The following is a 21,207-nucleotide window of genomic DNA, read 5'->3' as shown; positions in this document are numbered from 1 at the left end:
GAAAAAATTAGTTCGAATCTCCTTTTTTAAGGTATTCGATTAGATTTGCCATGTCTTCCTTGGACATTGCTTTTTCCATTCCATCCGGCATTAATGACAGTCCTGAATTGGTCAAAGTCTCAATATTACTGCGCAGCACAGCTTCATCAGCTCCTGTTGCTGTCCGAAGGGTAAGACCATTGTCCGTTTCGGATACCACCCAACCTGACTTTGTACTGCCATCTTTCGTTTTAACGATCACCGATTGGTATTGCGGATAGACTTCATAATTGGGTACCAGAATATGTAAGAGCAGTGCATCTGCCGGCTGATTCTTGATGCCGGAAAGGTCGGGACCTACTTGCCCCCCTTTGCCACCATAGGTATGGCAGACAGCACACTGGGCCTGAAAAATAGCCGCTCCTGCGGAAGCCACAGGTTTCGCATTTTTCAGCACGTTTTTATATTCTTCATAGACCGCCATACGATCACCGCCTTCAAGCTCTTTGAATAAAACCGTTGCTCGATCAGCGATAGCTTTGTCCTTACTTTTCATAAGGCGAGTTCTATCGATCGAGGATATTTCAGCGGCGGCAATCTGGCCGCTTTCAATAGCTTTAAACAGGACCGGCAGAAATTTCGTATTGGAAATAAGCGCAGAGATCACAGTAGGTTTTACTTTCGGGGAGTATGCCTTCCATTTCGCTTTGTCTGTTAACAATTCGGCACCTTTTGGATCCTGCAGTTTCGCAATGGAATTTATGGCTTGAATCTGCACCTGCGGTGAATAATGAGCGCTCAATAGCTGACGCAGTGCATCATTAGATTGTTCATAACTCGTGTAGCCTAATAGTGAGATAGCGCGGCTTTGCTTATCCGCCGTATCTTTTAAGGCTATCTCCTTAATTTTACCAACAAAGCTATCCAAGCTTTCGTTTGAAGTGCTGTTGATGGCGTATAATAGTCCTTTATTATTTGGTTTAAGTTCTTGCTTTCTACCATTCAATGCTTCTGATAGCCCTAGCATGGCTGATATTTTCCACTCGTCTACAGCATCCGGAGTCACCAAGCGATGGAAGAAATCGGAAGCCTCAGCAATCGTTCCACCATGGCCTAGCAGTCTTCCTAGGTCTTGCATCACAGCGGCGTAAGCTTTCGGTTCGGCCGATTTCATGCCAGTAAAAGCGGTGATAAACTCTTGAGAACGACCCGACAGCCCGCTTAAAACGGCTGCACGGCTCCACTTGTCTGCACCATCTTTAGCTGCAATTTTAGCTAAGGCTTGTACAGCTTCGTTTGTGTTGATATTGCCTAACGCGATCGCCGAATAATATCTTACGCGTGCCGAAGGATCTTCAGCGAGCTTGTTCAGGGCGGATTTCGCCTGATCGTATTTTGTATTGCTAGCAAGGATTTGTACCGCTTGCTCACGAATGGAAGCTTCGTCGCTCGCTAATGCTTGATTGAGACTTTCCAAGCTAAGCATTCCCAAATTATGAGCTAACCAAAGTGCTCGGGCTTTCCCCTCGTTATTGGAACTCTTAGCAATGGTTTCTTTTAGTAAGTCAGCGATATCAGCAGGCTTGGATTCTAAAAGTAAGCGAAAAGCGGTCGCTCTTTTCCATTCATCGGCTGAGCTTAGCGCGTCAACCAAGTCTTTGTTTGTAGATCCTGTGGCCACTTTTCCGGTTTTATCCTCATCCCCTTTGTCGAAGTCCTCGCGCACAACTCTATAGATTCTTCCATCTGTTTTTCCGGCTTCAAAATCCAGTTGCCCACGCATCTCTTCAGGAACATAGGCCGGATGATCAATAACCTTCCGGTGCATGTCGACAATGTACAGGGCTCCTTCCGGACCATGTTGTGCATAGACTGGGCGGAACCATTCGTCAGTAGATGCTAAAAATTCCTTTCCCTCATTTGCTATTGCGGATGTGAAACTAGCGCCGTTTTCTTTGACAATTTGTCTTTGAACTAAGTTCTGCGCCGATTCACAGATAAAGATATTGCCTTTATGCTCTGGTCTTAATGCAGTTCCGTTGTATACGACTAAACCACTTGCTGCCGTAAAAGTACCGGTATGGGATTTCCCCATGAGGTCTGGAATGTACTCAGCGGTAGTCACAGCATTACTGATGGGATAGACCACCGCATTGGCTTCCACTGGTGATACATTTTGTACCATTTCATTGAATGTCAGATGTGGATTGCGCGAAAGGTTCCAAGGCTCCATCACGATCTGCATGACCGGATGACGATTCGATGTGCCGAAGCGATGGCCATAGGGATCCATCGTTAAGCCGAATTGGCTTTTTCCCCCGGTAACCTGAAACTCAAAAGTCTCTGGATTGAAACGACCGTCGGCTGCGGTGTAAGTTACTGCCGGACGATCAGGATGCTCTGGAGAAGTAATATTACCTCCGTTTAGACCTCCTGTAACATAGACCCAGCCGTCCAAGCCTAAGGTCGGATGGCTCATGCGTATTTGCGAGGTTTTTGTGTCGTTGAATCCGGTTAGCACAGTTTTCTTTATATCAGCAACCCCGTCGCCATCGGAATCTTTGAAATAGTAAATATGTGGTGCACAGGTGATAAATACACCTCCTTTCCAAGGGAGAATTCCATTGGGGTAGGTGAGACCTGTTGCGAATTCGTTTCTTTTATCATAAGTGCCATCGCCGTCGGTGTCTTCAAGCAATACGATTCTACCAAGTGTTGTTGGCTCTCCTTCTTCTGCCGGGTCTGGATATCCACGATCCTCGACAACATACATCCTTCGATTTTCGTCGAAAGCGAAAGCTACCGGATCGATGACCATAGGCTCATAAGCCACTGGCTCGATACGAAGTCCCTCCTCCAGCTGAAAGGCATCTAAAGCCTGTTGGATTCGTTCATTCTCATGTTTCTGTTTACAGCCGACGAGCAATACGAGTAGGGATGCGGCTAGAATAGGGTGTCTCATTGGTTTTATAATTGAGTATAGACTTTTAGGTTTCTAGAGGGATTATTTTCCCGATTTATGATCATTTAATAGGCGTAGTAAGACAGCAAGAATCTTATCTGCTGCTGTTTCTTCTAAATAGCTCGAACGCGCACGCCAGGTTTCATATCCTCCTAATTTGTGATGTCTAGCGGTAGGGAGATAACCATTGTAGCCGTTGGCCAGCTCGATGTTAAAAGTCGGTTTAAATGGACTTTTCGCTTTTAATTCCAAACCAATTTCTACGAATACTTCCGCAGGAATCGCAGTAATTGCTAAATCACCAATTTTGAACACTTGGAGAATTAAATCAACTTGATCAGGATAATCTCTTAGCAGTAAGGTTTCACGTGCGTAAATTTCTTCCAGAGACTGCATTGTGGGACCGGCGGCTTTTGCAACAATGCCTTCAGCACGTTTAATGTCCTGTGCTGTTGGTTTTCTTACACCCAATCGAATCTCTTCTTGTTTAGCAGCTAGTTTTATTGAGTTTTGTTGAGGAGCATTTTTAATGGCTGAGTAGGATGCGCTAGCAACCTTATCAGCTACAGAGCGTATCTTTTCATAATGAGGAAGTGCTTCTGTTTTCTTTCCGGGCCAATTGATATTGTTGATATCGCCACTGGTTCCATTGCTCATGATGCCGACAAATGGCGGGTCATTTAATGTATTCTCGCTAAGTACAAGGTCTCCGATTCTATCGGCGAAGGCTCCGTAATAATCTGCGGATATCTCCCCTGGTCCGGTTCCACCGACATAGTGTAAGGAGTAGTTTGCAAGTACGGCAATCGGTTTACCATCCACAGTTTTTAAGAATATGCTAGGGACCTCCGGGTCGATTGGCCCAGCAGGTTTGTCCATGTTAGGATTTTCAACGCCCGGGTTCATCTTAACCTGATCTTGACCGCCAAAAGGATTTGGCATCGCAGTTCCAGGCTTCATATACCAACGGCGGTTAAAGACTTCCGATTCCTCTTTTCCCACACCCCAAGAGATAACTGCAGGCGCACGATTTTCATGAGCACGAATAAGTGCGTCTGCAGTTCTTTCGACGATAAAGTCTACATAGGCTGGATCGGGATCACTTTGAAAGACTCCGCAGGCCGTGCCTGCAGAGTGTGTATGTGTCGCCGACATCATCATATTTTGTACCGGGATTCCGGTAAACTCGGAAGCGCGCTGTTTTGCTTTGTCCAGCGTTTCTCTGGATACCATACATAGATCCAAAACCACAAAACCTAACTTCGTCTGCCCGTCATCCAAGACCAATGCTCTGGCGTGGATATCATCATGCACATGCCTCACCGTCACGTCCTGCATATTCCCATTGATAGAAGAGCCTATTTTGGGGGTGATGGTGCTTTTTGCGGCGCCCGCCTGAAATACTTTGTTGGCGGAATTGCTCTGCGCAAGGGCACTGCCCGTGAGAAAGAGCAAGGATAATAGGAAGGTACAGACTGAAGATTTCATAGCGTTTTTGGATTTGATTAGTATGCTGTTCTTGTTTAATTCATCTGAGAAAATAAGTTGGTAATCGTGCTGAAGACTTTTCTAGAGGCATTTATCTCGACGCGATTCGTTCCTAACCAAGTCTCATATCCACCAAGTTTATGCTGCTCTGGAGTAGGCAAGTAGCCGTAAGAGCCATTGGCAAAGGATATTGTGAAGGTCTTATTTTTTGGATATTGCGATTTTAGCGCTAGGCCAGACTCGGCGAAGGTTTCGAAAGGGATGGCTGCGATTTGAAGATCGCCGATGCGGAACGTTTGTAATAACACAGATATTTCCGTAGGCCATTCATTCTGCAATTGAGTAATGCGCTGCGCATAGGTTCTTTCCAGTGGATGATTGATAGGTTTTGCGTCTTCAGGCATAGCAATTATTTGCTTTGCTAAGGCAAGTTGTTTGTCAGTTGGTTTACGAACCATGAGTGTCTGTTCCGCTTGTTTTGCTTGTAGTTTCAGCCAAGGTTGGTATTTTACGTTTTGTAATGAGCTGTATACTTTTTGCGCAACGTCGTTTGCTACAAATTTCATTTTCTGATAAGGAGCATCTTTTGGTGGAGCACCTTGTACATTGACATTGTTGATGTCTCCAGAAGTTCCGTTGGTCATTATTCCAACAAAAGGTGCTTCCGGGTTATTTTTTGTGAGCAGCTCTTGCATCCGGTTTGCGAAGACGGCAAAGTAGTCCGCAGAGATATCGTGTTTAGGCACTCCTCCGATGTAATGTAATGAGTAATTTGCTAGGAGCGCAATAGCACGGCCATCAACTGCCTGTACCGATAGAAAGGATACTTCAGGATCGGTTGGTCCTGCAGGTTTCACAATGTCGGGATTGCCAATACCTGGGTTAAATCTTACCGGTTCTTTTTCTCCAAAAGGATTTACGACAAGATCTTTCATATGCCATCTTCTATTGAACACATGTTCAGGAATGTTCACCGAGCTCCAACCTATCTTTGCAGGCTCCATTCTGTAGATCGCCATATCGACAGCATCCGCTATTCTTAGTGCTAGAAAGTCCTGATATCGATCCAGACCTTCCTGCGGATTCCATCCACGGCGTTTTGGTCCTTCCCCTTCAGCACTGGTTGCGGAGTGGGTATGCGTGCCGGCGATCAGGATATTCGCTGTAGGGATTCCTGTACGCGCGTTGATTTCTTTTTTAGCTGCATCGCAAACTTTACGCGCCAATCCGATATTATCACAGATAATAAAAGCGAGCTTGCTGTCGCCATCGTCTAGCACTAAACTTCGAGCATGGAGTTCATCGTGGATATTCTTGGCCTCCGGAGGAGTGCCAAAATTGCCAACAATACCACCGCCTAAGTAAGGCGTGATGACGGTTTTCGCAGCACCAGCCATAAAAGTGCGTTGTTGCCCAAAACTCAGCGTCGCTGATAAGATGAAGAGCATTGAAAGTAAGAATTGTTCTACAATCTGTATTTTGATTTTTCTTTCCATAATTATAAGGTTAGGGTAAAAGCCTTACAGATATGATGTGAAATTTGTTCAGGTATGAAGTTTTTAATGCGGAGTCATCTTTAGGTTTTATCGTTCTCAACAGACTCGTCTTGTAAATATACAACTTGTGTAGACAAGAACAAATAGTTTACATCTTTTATCTTCTTAAATTTTTGTTTTCTTTATTTATGCTCAGGAGGTACATTGCCATATCCCCATGCTTGTTTAAATGCTGCTGGAGGAGGAGGACTCGGCACTTTGCCGGGAGTCATTTGATTTGCCAGTTCAATTCCTGTATTAGCAATTTGTCGACCTGCGGACACTTCCAAGTTCGAATAAGACGTTAATCGTGTTTCATAGCCTCCACCGTTCGGCCCCATCGCTTCCTCCGTCGGAACATAGCCAACACATCCATTTGCCAGTTCCACGATGAATGTGAAAGGAAAATGACTAGCTTTCTTGATATCCAAACCAAATTGCACGAAGTATTCTGCAGGGTTCGAAACGAATGCGACCGGTCCTACTTGGATGGCCTGTACTTCTACTTCTGCTTTCGGCCTTTTCTTAATCATGGCGTCTAAAAGAAGGATTTCCTTTGCGAACGTCCATTCTACACTTCCCGATTTTTCCGGCCCTTGTTTCACTAATTCCAAAGATTTTTTGACCTTTTCCTTGGTAGGAATTCTACGGTTTACGGTCCATACTTTCTGTCTGGAGTCTAAAGGAATATCCGAACCTGCGCCACGTTTCGCTAATAACATGGTTTTGTATGCTTCGGCACCAACGCGACCGCCCACTAATTCCCACCATTCTTCCGCAGAGGGGTTTGCATGCTTTGCCATATTGTCTACCTGCGTAATATCACCGCAGGCTCCCTGCATGAACACGACCGGCAATGCGGCATTACCCGTCACTCCCCGCAATGTTCTTTCCATGGCTCCAATCCAATTCGCGGATATCCCATCAGGATTTGTGGTCGCATGACAGGCGAAATTGACGACCATGCCTAATAAGTTGTCTTTTAAATCCCAAACACCAATAGTTCCTACATCCGGATCGATTGGACCTGCATAATCAATGATATCCGGATTTCCTACGCCAGGATGCGTATAGGTCAAACCGTTTTTCATTCGCATTCGGCGGTTAAAGGCAACTTTATCTTCTTTACCAACGCCAACCGCAAGCTTAGCATCTTGAAGATTAGCATTTGCATCCACGACTGCTGCGACAATTTGATGTTGCAGATATTGTATAAATCCGGGATCCGAAACGATGGACATATTCGTGGCAAGATGCTTAATCAAAGGGTCTGCATCATCAAAATCGCCCGGTTCGGACATGGCGATGGGACCCGAGGAATGGGAATGTGAGGCTCCTATCATGATGTCCTTTCCGGAAATACCGCAAGCCGACTCTATTTCTTCGCGACTAATTTCCACAACACGGCGCGTTATAAAGATAAGATCGACCCCTACGAGCGCCACTTTCTTCTTTCCATCATCAAATACGACGGCGCGGACTTTACACTGGTCGTGAAACTTCTTATGATGGCTTTTGCCATAGTTCCCCGGCTGCTCCATGCCAATATCAGGCGTGATATCCTTTTCCGAAAAGCCTGCTCGAAAAGTAGGAGCAATCCCATTAAGCGGTTTAGCATGTATCTGAGCGATTAGAAAAACAGCGAATATGGATGTTATTATATATTTCATAATTTTTTGATTTATATCCCTTATTGCCAACCTGGATTCTGTGTCAAATTCGGATTGAGTGTAATTTCTTGTGTCGGTATTGGATAGAGATAAAGTTTATTATCCCATTTTCTTGCAGCAAAGCCTGGATAGATAACACGTAAATTTCCATTGGCAGGGTCTCTAGCGCCAAGTATTGTCTTCGGGTTTTCTAATAGCTTGCCTGCTTTCCAACGAACCAAATCGTCCCAACGGTCTCCTTCTGCGGACGTTTCTATTCTCCGTTCTCTGCGTATTTCATTTAGAAGCGGTGAGATTGGTACTTCCCAATTCGGCCAGTTCGGATCAGTAAATCCGACAGCAACGGTCAGATGGGGCATCCCCACTCGATCGCGTAACAGGTTAATTGTTCCATCTAAGACATCCTGCGTGCATTCGCCTAATTCAGCTTTTGCCTCCGCATAATCCAATAGCACTTTTCCGTAACGATAAATGAAATCATCAATTATAGAAGTGCTCGGCAGACGATCTTTTTCGAAAGGGCTGTATCCCTTGATGATAAAATAGCTTGTCGGACAATTGGCATTCAGGAATTCTGGCATTTCCTTATAATTCACAGTCCCATTATCAAAAATGCGATACGGGCGATCTTCGCGATAAATCGATTGTCGCATTCTAGGGTCTCGGTTAGCAAACTCATCAGCGAAGTTGGCATCGCCTTTATAGAGTGGACTCAATGCAATTGGTAAACCGTCTTCGCATAGATAGGACTCGACAAAATCCTTGCTGTATCCAGTTTGCGGCTCCCCGAGCTGACGAACGTTGTTGTGCATCCGTTTGTCTGTAATGAAGCGCTGCACTAAAATGCCTTCCGAATTACCTTTAAGTTCGTATTGAACGAATAGATCGAAGAAGTCTTCTTCCACTTTCCCTGTTTTGTAAACTGAGAATTGGTTTGAATTGATAATCTGCTCAGCAGAACTCGCTGCTAGTCTTAGGAGTTCTTCGTGTCCTGTTCCTACTTGATGATATTTGCGGAAAGTGCCTTCGAAAAGACAGACCTCGGTTTTTAAAGCCAGCGCTGCATACTTCGTTAATCGGTCGGCAGTTGAACTTTCAGGCAGGTTCGCGATGGCGAAGTCAAGGTCTGCCAGAATATTGTTAGTCACGGTCTCTCTACTGTCTCTAGGTGCCGTTAGTTCGGGTGACTCCGGTGTTAGGCTCGTATTCAGCCATGGCACTTCGCCAAATTTCTTCAGCTTTTCTAAGTAGTGGAAGGATTTAAAAAAGCGTATTTCTCCCTCCGCTCTCTTTAGTGCCGGGTCGGTGATGGTCATCGTGGCAATGCGATCAAGGGCATAGTTACAACGACGTATTTGTAGCCAGTCAGTTTTTCCCCAGCCCCCGCCGGTTGCCGGAACGTTGTATTCATTCCAAGTGTAAATATTTCTACTGCTCGGTATTTGGTTGTCACTTGCATTATCAACATTGAACCAGGCAAGCCGTGCATCGAAAAGTGTAGCGTAGAACTGGTTTGCATACATTTCCACATCGGATACTGTTTTCCAAAATGTCGCATCGCTGATTTCGTCTAAAGGATATTTTTCTAGGTAATCGTCATTGCAGGAAGTTGCTAATAGTATAGCCAACAAACCTATTTTGTATATCTTGTTCATTGTAGTTTCTTTAGGTAATGAATGCTGATTAAAAACTGAAGTTTGCGCCAAACGAAAACGAACGGAACATCGGATAAGCACTTGGTCCCGCAAGTTCCGGGTCAGAAATCTTAATCATTTTGGTTAATGTCCATAAATTGCTTCCCGTAAAGAATACACGAATTCGATCCGAGCTGATACGTTGTGTCAACTCTTGCGGAAGTGTATAGCCTAAGGTTAATTGCTTCAAGCGTAGGTAAGCGGCATTTTGTAGATATCGCGTTTGTACTGAAGTTATGTCAGCAGCTCCAGCAATAATTGGCCTAGGGAAGAAAGCATTGGGGTTTTCAGGCGACCAGTAATCCATCGCAACCTTTGGGATGCCCACCCACTCGTTCGAGTATTGGGTGAGGTAGTATAAATTAGAAATTACTAGATCACGTTTTCCAACGCCTTGAAAAAAGATGTCCATGTCGAATCCTTTCCAGGCTAGATTCGTTCTGAGACCGAAGCTATATCGAGGGGTATTGTTTCCGATGATACTCATGTCGCCCGGGTCGCTCAGCGTTTGTGCTCCACGTGTTATCTTACCATCACCGTTGAGATCAACCATCCATAAATCGCCGGCCTGTCTTTTTCTACCATTGATATTGCTTTGGTCTAGCGCAAGGGCCTCTTCGTCAGTTTGAAAAAGACCTCCGGTGGTTAATCCCCAGATGTTTCCCATGTCGGCTCCCTCGTAATAGTCCGAGATGAGGCCTGAAGGATTACTAAAGCGGGTAATCTTGGCAATATAGTCTGATAAAATTCCTGTAATTCCATATCTAAAATCGCCTACCTGATCATTCCAGTTTAAGGTTAGGTCAAATCCCGTGGTTCTTAGATCCGCTGCATTCGCTTGAGGTTCTGTTACGGCTAATACGGCCGGAAGTGTTTGCGACTTCGTCAGCATGTTTTTCGTGTCGCGTGTATAGAAGTCGAAGGAACCGTTCAATCTGTTCTCTAAAAATCCGAAGTCTACACCGAAGTTTTTCTGCGTCACGGTTTCCCAAGTCAAGCTCGAACTCACTAGTCCTGGAGCGATTACCGACATCGGACGATCGCCGTTGATTAGGTAGTTCACCTCGGCAGCCGTCATTGTCGCTATATAAGGATAATACAGGTCGATATTCTGATTTCCTAAGTTACCATAGGAGGCGCGGAATTTTAGTTGATTTATACTCTTCTTCAAGGGCTCAAAGAAAGGCTCATTATCCACACGCCATCCTACTGAAACGGAAGGGAAAAATGCAAACCTGTCGCGTTGAGCAAACTTGGAAGTACCATCGTATCGCCCATTAAATTCTACCAAATAGCGATCAGCATAGCTGTAATTTATACGGGAAAATGCTCCGCGGATAGCATACTCGTTGATCCCATCGTAGGCAAATCGGTCGCCTGAAGCTAAATTGATATAAGGAACCTCGTTAATGATCAGATTTCGACGTTCGGCACTAACGGAGTTATATTGTGCATGCTCTTGGTTAAATCCTAGCATCGCCTTGAAATAGTGTTTCTCGGCAAAAGTTTTGGTATAATCTGCGTATGCATTGAACACATAATAGCGATCGTCGTAATTAGAACGGGTTACTCGATTTGGATTACTTCCGCCGTAATAACCCATTACCTCACCAGCAACGTTATAGAATGGCTGTTTTGCTAGATAGGACAACTCTTTAGTAGCCTTATTGTTGAACGAGTAGTCCACATTGATGGTCACCTCTTTTACGGGTGTTAGCTTGACCAAACCGGTCATCCACATATCGTTTATGTGACGGGTTTGATAACCGCCTTCGCTTAACATTTGCGCCGGGTTAAAAATAGAGCCCTCATGCGCCCAGTTGCCATTGGGATCCTTTACAGGCTGAGTGGAGTAGACGTTGGTTTGGTAGATGGTACCATCTTCCGGAAAGGAATTCCGGAATTGCGGATCGTTGGGCGGAAAATGTTTGTTGCCGTTGTTGATGCTTACCTTTGTTCCAACCGTAATCCACTCTTTGATATGGTAATTTAAGTTGGTCATGAAGTTGTAGCGTTTATAATACTCATCAAACAAATCTTTGTTCGCTAAGCCGTTCTGCTTGATGAAAGAGAAGGATGAGTAGTAGTCAAACTTTTCTGAACCGCCAGTGATGCTAGCCGTATGCTGCTGCATGGGATAGCTTTTATTCATCAGCACATCTTCCCAGTTGGTATTAGCGACTCCTCGCCATTCGTCCGTCGAACTTGGGTGTACAAAAGAATTGGGTTTTGACGGATCATTATAATGTGCCATCATAGCTTCCATCGTAAGATCATCGAAATAGTTTCTTCCGTTGACCCGCATAGATGCCTCATTCATGTAAGCGATACGATCTTTGGTGTCAATAAAATCAATCCTACTTGTTGGGCTATTGGAAGAAAATAAGGTTGAAAAGCTGATTACAGGTTTATCTTTTTTTCCGGATTTAGTGGTGATAAGGATAACACCATAGGCTGCCCTGGCGCCATAGATGGCTGCTGAAGCGGCATCTTTTAATATCGTCACGCTTTCAATATCCGAAGGACTGATGAGGTTCGGATCCATCGGTATGCCGTTGACAAGAATCAATGGACCTCCTCCGTTGATGGATGTATTACCACGAACATTAAAGGTGGAGCCCTTTCCAGGGGCACCGCTCCCTTGTGTAACGTTTAGGTTGGGGGCTGTTCCTTGTAATCCCTGTCCCAGCGTGGTAATCGGACGGCTTTCGAGCACTTCTGAAGTAACCGTAGATACTGCACCAGTCAGATTTTCCTTTTTCTGTGTACCATATCCAATCACCACTACATCGCCGATAGAGGTCACGTCAGATTGTAGCGTCACATCCGTAACGCCATTTCCGCCGACAGCCATTTCCTGCGTAATATAGCCGACGGTGCTGAAAACGAGCGTGTTCGCGTCGTTATTCGTTTGTAAGCTATACTGACCGGCTGCATTGGTAGATGTCGCCGCTGCCGATCCTTTCACTTTCACACTCACCCCCTCCAGCGGAACGCCGTCGGCATTTCGGACTGTACCTGATAATGTTCTTTGTTGATTGCTGTTGTTTTGTACAACATTTGTTCTTTTGAGCGTCTTACCCTTTATCAAGGAGTGAGAATCACGTTCGCTCTCGGAGGTTGCCGAAAGATTCCCGGTATTCATGATCAGTCCTGCGCTGATAAAGAATACTCGTAGGATTCGCGATAGTTGCTCTTGGCTGCTAATCTGTTCCATATACATTGTTTGAATTAAACTTGACTCTTTTCCCTTGCCGGAATCGCCAGGCATGGGGGTATAGCGAATGTTTGTACACAAGAATGCTAGGCCCCTTTATTCGCTATAGGTTTAGGGCTGCGGTACTAGGTAAATCTTTAAGTCGTCGTTCAGTGAATCCAAATGTATCTAATGCACGGTTTAGGAATTTCTCAAGCTAACCATTTGGATGCATCATCTATGTTTTCAGCATGTATAGAGAAGGGTTTTGCAATAGTGATTGCTATTGTCTTCTCATAATTTTCGGTATTAAGTTTATCCGTTGATATAATTAGTTGAACAAATATAATAAAATACTTGTATATACAAGAAAAATGATAAAAAAAGTTATTTTTTGTAATTTAGTTATATTTAATTATCTATAAAAGAGAGGGTTATTATTATTAAATTGTATCTGGAAAAATATTATATGTCTATACAAGCATTTCTGGTAATGAATAATTATAATCGATATGACTTCATTTTGGATACATATTCAACAGATTAAATAATTGAACCTGTATATACAAGAAAAGGCTTGAAAAGTACGAGTAGTTGAGTATATTTGTTTTTAATAAACATGGAGCTTATGCAAAGATCGTCGGGAACCCCTCTCTATAAGAAAGTATTCGAAGAGTTAAAGAGCAAGATTGATTCAGGGAAATACAAAATGGGTGATTTATTGCCCTCAGAGAACGAGCTTTGTAAGCTTTATTTCACTACGCGCCCCACGGTGCGCCAGGCACTTAATGATTTGAGCAATCTTGGTTATATAGTCAGACAGCACGGTAAGGGTAGCATTGTCTCTGAACCAAAAAACGGACTTGGGATTTTATCGCTTAAGGGTTCTACTGCAGGTGTGGGAAAACATAATTTGAGAACAGCTATAATCACGAAACCCATCAAACAAACCTGGCCTGATTCCTTTGAATTTGAACTGACCCCGGAGGAAAAAGAAGCAGGTTCTATTTACCTTTCACGTCTACGTTACGTGGATGGTTTGCCCACGCTTTTTGAAGAAACCTATATCTCCCATATAGACTTGCCACGTTTTACGCTCCATAACCTGGAAAAAAACTCACTCTTCGAGACACTGAAGAATTATCACGATGTAGAGGTGAAAGAGGGAGAACAAAAAATATGGGCAATTGAAGCATCCAAAGATTTGGCGGAGATGTTCAATATCAAAGTAAAAAAGCCTGTTTTGCATATGAAACGTCGTTTAAAAACTAATAAGAAAAACCTGTTTATCTATTCCTTTTTATATTGCAACACACAGGACTTCTTTATTCAGGATTATTTCTAATCGGAATGACGTATGCATGTGGACTCGGTGTGGTCATCTTCAGCCGTTGAGTGGATAATTTTATTGTAAGGCATCATCAGCTTTTTTATGAGACTTTCTTCTAAGTTCATAAGGGCGTCATATTGCGGTCAAATCTGCGCTCGCTTACTGTGTTCTCACCCGCTTGCTTGTTTAGGATTGTAATAGAACCCGTCATGATTATTCTTCTAAAGAACGAGTTTGTATGACCATATACTCGCTCTAGTCTATTCTAAGACATGGAAAAGGAATTCAATATAAAAGTCTACTATTCTACACTATAGACTTATTTAAATACCATCTCTTCAGTTTTTTAGCACCGGATATTAAGCTGTCAGGATAGTTCAGGACGGTTTATGAATCAATATTAAATATTGCTTAAAAAGGCATCAACAACTTGCTAAATGTCAGTGGATTAGGTTTCGTCGAAAGAAAACATAATGTGACTGTGTTTAAAAAAGGGGGGGGAAATATGGTTAATATTTCCCACTGTTCTACAGGTATGTTTGTTTTGAGAAGACCAATTTTGTTCACTAACTAAAATCTACAAACTATGGAAAGAAAATTACGTTTCATTCGATGCTGGTTATCCCGTTACTAACTATGGTGTTTACACAGGCGCAGCAACGGAAATACTCCGGTGTAGTTAGGGATATAGAAGGAAAGCCAGTCGTTGGTGCCAGTATCGTTGTGGAGGGACTGATGTCGGCACCTCCTCGTTATAATGGACAGTATAGTGTCCGGGCCAATCAGGGTAGTAGGATTAGCTACTCTCTTGTCGGTAAGGAATCCATTACAATCTGAAAAGTTAATAGATTTTTATGCTCGTGTTTTTGCGCGCTGAATGAGCTTTAATAGATAGTCTCTGTTTTTTGAGGCGCTGACCCATTTCGGAAGGCGGCTACCGATGCTGCGGTTCATATACAATAGTCCGGAGCGCTGGCGTAGATGATCTTTAATATGTTGCTCAATGACTTCCAGGTGCTGCACATTATATGCCCACAGCAGTCCATGCACTGTTTCGATCTGATACCATACACTGAACCCGAAGAAGGGGTCGATTGGAGCATTCATATGCAAAATGCCTCCATAAACGCCTTTTCCACGGCTATTTTGGTAGAAAAGGACCTTCGGCGTATTCGCAAGCCGTATGGCATAGCCGCAAGCATAGCAGGAAAACCGAACCTTTTCTTCGATTTCATCTCTCGATGCATTCGCTGTCACCCCAATAACCACGGCTTTTTTCTGACATTTTGGACATGCCACATCTATGCGCTCCGTGAAATCGCTATTTTGAACTGAATAGGCATTAACTGGCTCCATTTTTTAATTCGCAGGTCGGTTTTATTGTAGGATAGATGTATATTCCTATCGCAAAGATAGAACAAGATAAGCGATAGTTTAATACCTAGTGCAGGGTATCTTTCTAAGTCAAGTTTGTCGAGCGTTCGTTTAAGTTTCCCCTTATTGTACTAATGCGTTTGAAAGTACAGTAGGGGGAATTTAAAACTTCAATCAAAATTTAAATTAGTGACGGAAAGAGGTAGCAAATTGAGAGAAGTTACATTTTACAGGTTAATTAATGCCAAACCTCGACCATCTTTCAAGAAATCTTGAGTTTCTTTTATATTTACTTAATATTATTTTAATATTCTCTAAAAATTTATACATTTACCCCGAGCATTTAAATTATGAAAAGCAATTCTTCTCGGGACTTGCATCATACACTAATAATTGAACAAAGGGTAAATCGTAATGGTAGTCGCGGATAAGGTATTATTTACTAAATACTATAAACTGCTTTGTTTCTTTGCATGGAAGATGGTCAAAGATCAAGCATTAGCCGAAGATTTGGCCCAGGACGCCTTTGTTTCATATTTTCAGAATAAATCACGCGTATCTACTGATGAAGCTGCAATCAAGGGGTTCCTGTACTCTGCAGTACGTTTTGCTGTATTCAACCAAAATAGAAAAAGCCATTCTGAAAAGAAATATTGGGAAAGAAGTCCATTTTCTGAAGCAGACACTGTCGACTACGAGCATAACATAATTCAAGCAGAATTTACATTCGAAATCCATGCTGCCCTTCAAAAACTTCCAGAGGCATGCCAGAAAGTATTTACCCTTAGCTACCTTGATGGGATGACTACGGAAGAAATAGCCAACGAGCTTGAGGTAAGTATCAACACCATTAAAACCCATAAAAAGAGAGGTTTAAAAGCACTAAGGGATATGTTGCGCCCTGAATTCTTCTCCTTATTTTTACTCTTCTTAAAATAATTTCACTTTTTTTATTTCCCTGTCACCCCAAAGTCCTATTTGCGTTTCTTAGTCTTAGGTAACATGATTATAACCGCAATCAGAATAGCTAAATTATTGGTCAAAAAGTATCGTAACGAACTTACGGACCAAGATCGAATGGAATTAGAGCGATGGTATTCAGCCCATCCTACGAATAAACCGTTCGAAGATACACTTATGTCCAACGATGTCGACGAAAAAGAGCTTGCATGGTTGGATTCCATAGATACTGAAGCTGCTTGGAAGAAAGCTGAGAAACGACACCCAAAAAGAAAAAAAATGATCTATTGGGGTGCCGCAGCGGCAGTTCTTGCTTTTGCTAGCTTTGGCTATTTGGCATTAAAGGACAATTCGTCTCCCGATGCAATTCAACAAGCTGAGACAGTTTCTGTTTATATGGAAGACGTTAATCCCGCATTGCTTGGCGCGAAGATCATTCTTGCGAATGGAGAACAAAAGCAGGTTGCTGAGAAATTAAGCTTATCGGAGAGTAGCAATCTTTTTACTACGGAGAGCGAATCTCAGAATTTATCAGCGCGTTCCGTTGTTACCATGTTGAATACGTTAGTCGTTCCTATGGCGAATCATTTTCAACTAACTCTTTCCGATGGAACGTCCATTTGGGTTAATGCTAATAGCGAGTTAAAATTTCCTACAAAATTCAGCGAAAGTGAAAGAAAGGTCTACTTGAAAGGAGAGGCTTATTTCGAGGTTGCCAAGGATGCAAAAAAACCGTTCTATGTAGTGACAGAAAATGGGACAGTGAAAGTTCTAGGAACACACTTTAATGTCTCAGCCTATGGAAATACATCCAAGACAACCCTTTCCGAAGGTTTGGTAGAGGTTTCTAAATCCGGAAATAGAGAGATCATTAAACCAGGTCAGAAGGCTGAAATAAAAGGAGATGAGATACAAGTTAAGAAAGCTAATCTTCAAAAAGATCTAGCTTGGAAAAACAATGAATTTTATTTCAACAAAGATAACATCGTAGATATTGCAACCCAGTTAAAGATGTGGTATGATTTAGATGTGTCCTTAGGATCTGATGTATCACTTACAGAAACTTATTCGGGAGAGATTAAGAGAGATTCGAAGTTATCGGAGGTAATAAAAATGTTGGAATTCGTCAGCGACCTAAAATTTGCACTGAACAAAAATAAATTATTGATAACCAAAAAATAGATTATGGAAATAAAAATTTACACAAACCAAGAGCAATAAAAAAACAGGAGTGTTGCAGCACCCCTGTAAGTTTTATCAAGTTAAAAAACAAATAGTAACCTAATTCATTAACTCAATTATCAAATGTATGAATAACATTTCATTTGGCAAAAGGGCTCGAAACCTCTATGGTTCCCCTTTTGGCATAATTATCCGAATTATGAAAATTACAACATTTCTCTTGTTGGTTTTTATGTCTTGTGCTTATGCCGATGGAATTGCACAAAACGTTTCCTTGCGTCTGAAAGATGCAAAACTAGAGGATGCTTTTCTTTCTATATCCAAGCAAACGAAATATAAGTTTCTATATAGCGACGATGTTTTAAGGCATGCACCTAATGTAAATCTTAATGTTAATAACGCTCCATTAAGGGACGTATTGGAGCAACTATTGAATGATGATAGCTTTTCATTTAAGATTATTGCAAATACCATCTCTGTAAATTACAAGCCATCAACAAAAGTACTCGCGACTACTGTAAACGCTGTTCAACATCAAGTAAGTGGAACGGTGAAAGGATCAGATGGAAAGGCGCTTTCAAATGCTTCTGTTCAAGTAAAAGGCGGTGCTGCAGGAACGTCGACCAGCGACAATGGATCGTATAGTCTTAACGCACCAGCGAATGCTACTTTAGTCGTTCGTTATGTGGGTTATAGAACTAAAGAAATTGCAGTGGATGGTCGCTCGACGATTCACATCGTGTTAGAATCCTCAGAACAAGCTATTGACGAAGTAAACGTTGTTGCAACAGGATACCAAAACTTAGATCGTAAGTTATTTACCGGTGCTACAACTCGTGTTAATGCAAAAGATGCTGAAAGAAACGGGGTGCCAGATATCTCTAGAATGCTAGAAGGTCAAGTGGCAGGTGTTGCCGTTCAAAACGTGTCAGGTACTTTTGGAGCTGCTCCGAAAATCCGTGTGCGCGGTGCGACCTCCCTGTCTGGAGAAAATAAACCTCTTTGGGTAGTAGACGGTATCATCCTGGAAGATCTTGTGAATATCTCAAATGAAGCGTTATCAACAGGGGATGCTAATACCTTAATCGGTTCATCGGTGGCAGGATTAAACCCGGATGATATCGAATCTTTTACCATCCTAAAAGATGCTGCTGCAACAGCGATGTACGGTGCAAGAGCCATGAATGGAGTTATCGTCGTGACGACTAAAAAGGGTAGAAATACAGATGGTAAACCAAATGTAAACTATTCCGGTAACTTTACAACTTACTTGAAACCAAATTACGACCAATTCGACATTATGAATTCTGCTGAACAGATGTCGATTCTGTTAGAGCTAGATAATAAAGGATATTTCAATCACTCTAGTGTTTCACGAAGTTCAAGTGGTGGTATTTTCGCTAAGATGTACAACAAAATGTACGAGTATGATGAGTCGAACGGAACCTTTGGTTTAGAGAATACTACAGAAGCAAAGCTCGGTTTCCTTGAGCGTTATGCGAAAGCGAATACTGACTGGTTCGACGTACTTTTCAAAAACTCGTTATTGCAAGACCACTCCGTAAGTATAACTTCAGGATCTGCAAAATCGCAAACATACTTATCAACAAGTTTTGTACATGACTCTGGACAAACCTTAGGTGATAATGTTAAGAGATATACAGCGAACTTCAGAAACAATATGCGTTTCAGCGAGAAATTTAGCGCTGAAATCTTGGTTAATGGATCCATCCGTGATCAACGTGCTCCAGGAACGCTGACAAGAACTTCAGACCCAGTTTATGGAAAGTATTCTAGAGATTTTGATATCAACCCATATTCATATGCCTTAAACACTAGCCGTTTAATTACGCCTTATGATGAATTTGGAAACCTTGAGTACAACACCATTAACTACGCGCCATTTAATATCTTAAGCGAGCTTGACAACAACTATTTAAATCTAAACAATATGGATTTAAAAGTTCAAGGGGGCTTGCGCTATAAAGTTCTTCCCCAATTAACAGCATCTGTCGATGCAGCTTACCGTTATGCAACAACAGAAAGACAACACTATATCAAGGAAGAATCAAATATGGCAAACGCGTTCAGAGCGGCTGGCGATGCAACAATTGCTGACGGTAACAAATATCTGTACAACGATCCTGATTTACCAAATTCACTTCCTCAGGTTATTCTTCCTGAAGGTGGTTTCTTCAATTCTAACATGAATAACCTGAAAAACTTTTATTTCAGATCGAACTTAGAATTTGATGAGACATTTAAGCAACATCACCGACTGAATCTATTTGGATCATTCGAGATCAGACATACAGATCGCCAGAATTCCGAATATGAAGGTGTCGGATACCAATATGCAAACGGAGGACTAGTGAATCCAAACTACAGGTTCTTCAAAAAGATGATCGAAGCAGGTGATCCATATTTTGGTATGGGTTATGAGTACGACCGTTTTGTTGCAGGTATGTTCCGTGCAGCATATGCTTATAAAGATAAATACAGTATTAATGCCACTACACGTATTGACGGATCGAATAAATTAGGCGAATCTAAAGTTGCTCGTTGGTTGCCTACCTGGAATATTTCAGGTAAATGGAATATTGACCAAGAAGATTTCTTCAACCAAGACAATGGGATCTTATCAGCTGTCGGAGTTCGTGCGACTTACGGTTTAGTTGCAAGTCTGGGGAGTGCCACAAACTCTGCCCCTGTATTCTATAACCGTATCTCTTATCGTCCTTACGAAGATGAGAAGGAAGCAATTACGTTCATCAGCGGCCTTGAGAATTCAGAACTTACATGGGAGAAATTATACGAGTTGAATATCGGAGCTGACTTACAGTTATTCAATAAAATCGATGTAACTGCTGATTGGTATAAACGTGATATCTTCGATTTAATCGGTACGATCAGAACATCAGGTATCGGTGGACAGTATAACAAGCAAGCTAACTACGCGGATATGAAAGCTTCTGGTTTTGAATTAACGTTAGCGGGATTTCCTATTCGAAGAGAAAGCGGATTTACTTGGAGAACTCAATTCAACTTTGGTATCAACAAAAATGAAGTAACGAAGTTAGATGTTAACCAGAACATTTGGACGCTTGTACGTGCCGAAGGTGCCGCGGTATTAAACCACGCGCAAAGAGGCCTGTTTTCAGCGAAATTCGATGGCTTAGACCCGAATTATGGTTTCCCTACTTTTATCGGAACAGAGGGAATTAAAGATACTTATATCAACCCTCAAAGTGAAGACATCGATTATTTAACGTACCATGGCCCGGTTGACCCAACATTTACAGGAGGTTTCTATAATAACTTCAGATATAAGAACTTTGGTTTAACGGCTTTATTCACATTCTCTACAGGTAACTATATTCGTTTACAACCGACTTACGAAGCATCGTATAATGATCTTACAGCAATTAGTAAAGATATGGTAAATCGTTGGTTAATGCCTGGAGATGAGCAGCTTACCAATATACCGTCTTTGTTGGATGCACATACAATGAGCTACAACGTATTACGTCCGAATGGATCAGCCGTATCAGCTGTTTATCCTTATAACATGTATAATTATTCTGACCAACGTGTTGCGAAAGGTGATTTTATTAGATTGAAACAAGTACAGTTATCTTACACCCTGCCGCAAAACATCGCGAGCAGATTAAGAATGACAACAGCGCAAGTATCGTTGGTAGGAAACAACATCGCCCTACTTTATTCTGACAAGAAGCTTAACGGAGCAGATCCAGAATTCTTTAACAACGGTGGTGTGGCAATGCCAGTTCCAAGACAATACACGCTTTCACTAAAAGTTGGATTTTAATACCTGAT

12 protein-coding genes are annotated in these 21,207 nt (G+C 42.4%); 5 read left to right on the top strand and 7 right to left on the bottom strand.

Annotated features, from left to right (window positions below):
- Nucleotides 1-7: 7 nt before the first annotated feature.
- The 6 genes from B2400_RS17730 to B2400_RS17705 form a co-directional block, all read right to left on the bottom strand.
- Nucleotides 8-2,941 carry a PVC-type heme-binding CxxCH protein gene (locus B2400_RS17730; RefSeq protein WP_293935499.1) on the bottom strand — a complete coding sequence of 978 codons (2,934 nt, stop codon included), beginning with the start codon at nt 2,939-2,941 and terminating at the stop codon, nt 8-10.
- Between the two features lie 42 nt (nt 2,942-2,983).
- Nucleotides 2,984-4,429 carry a neutral/alkaline non-lysosomal ceramidase N-terminal domain-containing protein gene (locus tag B2400_RS17725; protein WP_293935497.1) on the bottom strand — a complete coding sequence of 482 codons (1,446 nt, stop codon included), beginning with the start codon at nt 4,427-4,429 and terminating at the stop codon, nt 2,984-2,986.
- A gap of 35 nt (nt 4,430-4,464) precedes the next feature.
- Nucleotides 4,465-5,925, bottom strand: a complete 1,461-nt coding sequence (locus tag B2400_RS17720) for a neutral/alkaline non-lysosomal ceramidase N-terminal domain-containing protein (protein WP_293935495.1) — start codon at nt 5,923-5,925, stop codon at nt 4,465-4,467.
- A 182-nt stretch (nt 5,926-6,107) separates the two neighbouring features.
- Entirely contained in the window at nt 6,108-7,634 is a 1,527-nt protein-coding gene (locus B2400_RS17715) for a hypothetical protein (RefSeq protein ID WP_293935493.1), read from the bottom strand.
- A gap of 20 nt (nt 7,635-7,654) precedes the next feature.
- Nucleotides 7,655-9,289, bottom strand: coding sequence for a RagB/SusD family nutrient uptake outer membrane protein (locus B2400_RS17710; RefSeq protein WP_293935492.1), 1,635 nt, complete (start codon nt 9,287-9,289; stop codon nt 7,655-7,657).
- 28 nt (nt 9,290-9,317) lie between these two features.
- Nucleotides 9,318-12,545 carry a SusC/RagA family TonB-linked outer membrane protein gene (locus B2400_RS17705; protein WP_293935490.1) on the bottom strand — a complete coding sequence of 1,076 codons (3,228 nt, stop codon included), beginning with the start codon at nt 12,543-12,545 and terminating at the stop codon, nt 9,318-9,320.
- Nucleotides 12,546-13,152: 607 nt separating this feature from the next.
- Between B2400_RS17705 and B2400_RS17700 the strand changes: the two genes are divergently transcribed.
- Entirely contained in the window at nt 13,153-13,869 is a 717-nt protein-coding gene (locus B2400_RS17700; protein ID WP_293935488.1) for a GntR family transcriptional regulator, read from the top strand.
- A 621-nt stretch (nt 13,870-14,490) separates the two neighbouring features.
- Nucleotides 14,491-14,691 carry a hypothetical protein gene (locus B2400_RS17695; protein ID WP_293935486.1) on the top strand — a complete coding sequence of 67 codons (201 nt, stop codon included), beginning with the start codon at nt 14,491-14,493 and terminating at the stop codon, nt 14,689-14,691.
- A 15-nt stretch (nt 14,692-14,706) separates the two neighbouring features.
- Here B2400_RS17695 and B2400_RS17690 read toward each other — a convergent pair whose 3' ends face one another.
- On the bottom strand, nt 14,707-15,210 hold the full coding sequence (locus tag B2400_RS17690) for a hypothetical protein (protein WP_293935483.1): 504 nt from the start codon (nt 15,208-15,210) through the stop codon (nt 14,707-14,709).
- A 432-nt stretch (nt 15,211-15,642) separates the two neighbouring features.
- On the opposite strand from B2400_RS17690, the gene B2400_RS17685 reads away from it, so the two are divergent.
- The 3 genes from B2400_RS17685 to B2400_RS17675 all read left to right on the top strand — a co-directional run bounded on the left by B2400_RS17685 (nt 15,643) and on the right by B2400_RS17675 (nt 21,199).
- Nucleotides 15,643-16,167, top strand: coding sequence for an RNA polymerase sigma factor (locus tag B2400_RS17685; RefSeq protein WP_293935480.1), 525 nt, complete (start codon nt 15,643-15,645; stop codon nt 16,165-16,167).
- 63 nt (nt 16,168-16,230) lie between these two features.
- Nucleotides 16,231-17,370: a FecR family protein gene (locus B2400_RS17680; protein WP_293935477.1), complete on the top strand. Its 1,140-nt coding sequence runs from the start codon at nt 16,231-16,233 to the stop codon at nt 17,368-17,370.
- Between the two features lie 199 nt (nt 17,371-17,569).
- Nucleotides 17,570-21,199 carry a SusC/RagA family TonB-linked outer membrane protein gene (locus B2400_RS17675; RefSeq protein ID WP_293935475.1) on the top strand — a complete coding sequence of 1,210 codons (3,630 nt, stop codon included), beginning with the start codon at nt 17,570-17,572 and terminating at the stop codon, nt 21,197-21,199.
- Nucleotides 21,200-21,207 lie beyond the last annotated feature (8 nt).

It is taken from the genome of Sphingobacterium sp. UBA6645 (assembly GCF_002455685.1).
Taxonomy (GTDB): Bacteria; Bacteroidota; Bacteroidia; order Sphingobacteriales; family Sphingobacteriaceae; genus Sphingobacterium; species Sphingobacterium hotanense.
Note: the sequence above shows the minus strand (reverse complement) of the source record. Positions and strands in the feature narration are given on the sequence as shown.

Bases quoted from the DNA above. Each gene is read 5' to 3' on its own strand.
- B2400_RS17730 (WP_293935499.1), bottom strand. From the start codon at position 2,941: ATGAGACACCCTATTCTAGCCGCATCCCTACTCGTATTGCTCGTCGGC.
- B2400_RS17725 (WP_293935497.1), bottom strand. From the start codon at position 4,429: ATGAAATCTTCAGTCTGTACCTTCCTATTATCCTTGCTCTTTCTCACG.
- B2400_RS17720 (WP_293935495.1), bottom strand. From the start codon at position 5,925: ATGGAAAGAAAAATCAAAATACAGATTGTAGAACAATTCTTACTTTCA.
- B2400_RS17715 (WP_293935493.1), bottom strand. From the start codon at position 7,634: ATGAAATATATAATAACATCCATATTCGCTGTTTTTCTAATCGCTCAG.
- B2400_RS17710 (WP_293935492.1), bottom strand. From the start codon at position 9,289: ATGAACAAGATATACAAAATAGGTTTGTTGGCTATACTATTAGCAACT.
- B2400_RS17705 (WP_293935490.1), bottom strand. From the start codon at position 12,545: ATGGAACAGATTAGCAGCCAAGAGCAACTATCGCGAATCCTACGAGTA.
- B2400_RS17700 (WP_293935488.1), top strand. From the start codon at position 13,153: ATGCAAAGATCGTCGGGAACCCCTCTCTATAAGAAAGTATTCGAAGAG.
- B2400_RS17695 (WP_293935486.1), top strand. From the start codon at position 14,491: ATGGTGTTTACACAGGCGCAGCAACGGAAATACTCCGGTGTAGTTAGG.
- B2400_RS17690 (WP_293935483.1), bottom strand. From the start codon at position 15,210: ATGGAGCCAGTTAATGCCTATTCAGTTCAAAATAGCGATTTCACGGAG.
- B2400_RS17685 (WP_293935480.1), top strand. From the start codon at position 15,643: ATGGTAGTCGCGGATAAGGTATTATTTACTAAATACTATAAACTGCTT.
- B2400_RS17680 (WP_293935477.1), top strand. From the start codon at position 16,231: ATGATTATAACCGCAATCAGAATAGCTAAATTATTGGTCAAAAAGTAT.
- B2400_RS17675 (WP_293935475.1), top strand. From the start codon at position 17,570: ATGAAAATTACAACATTTCTCTTGTTGGTTTTTATGTCTTGTGCTTAT.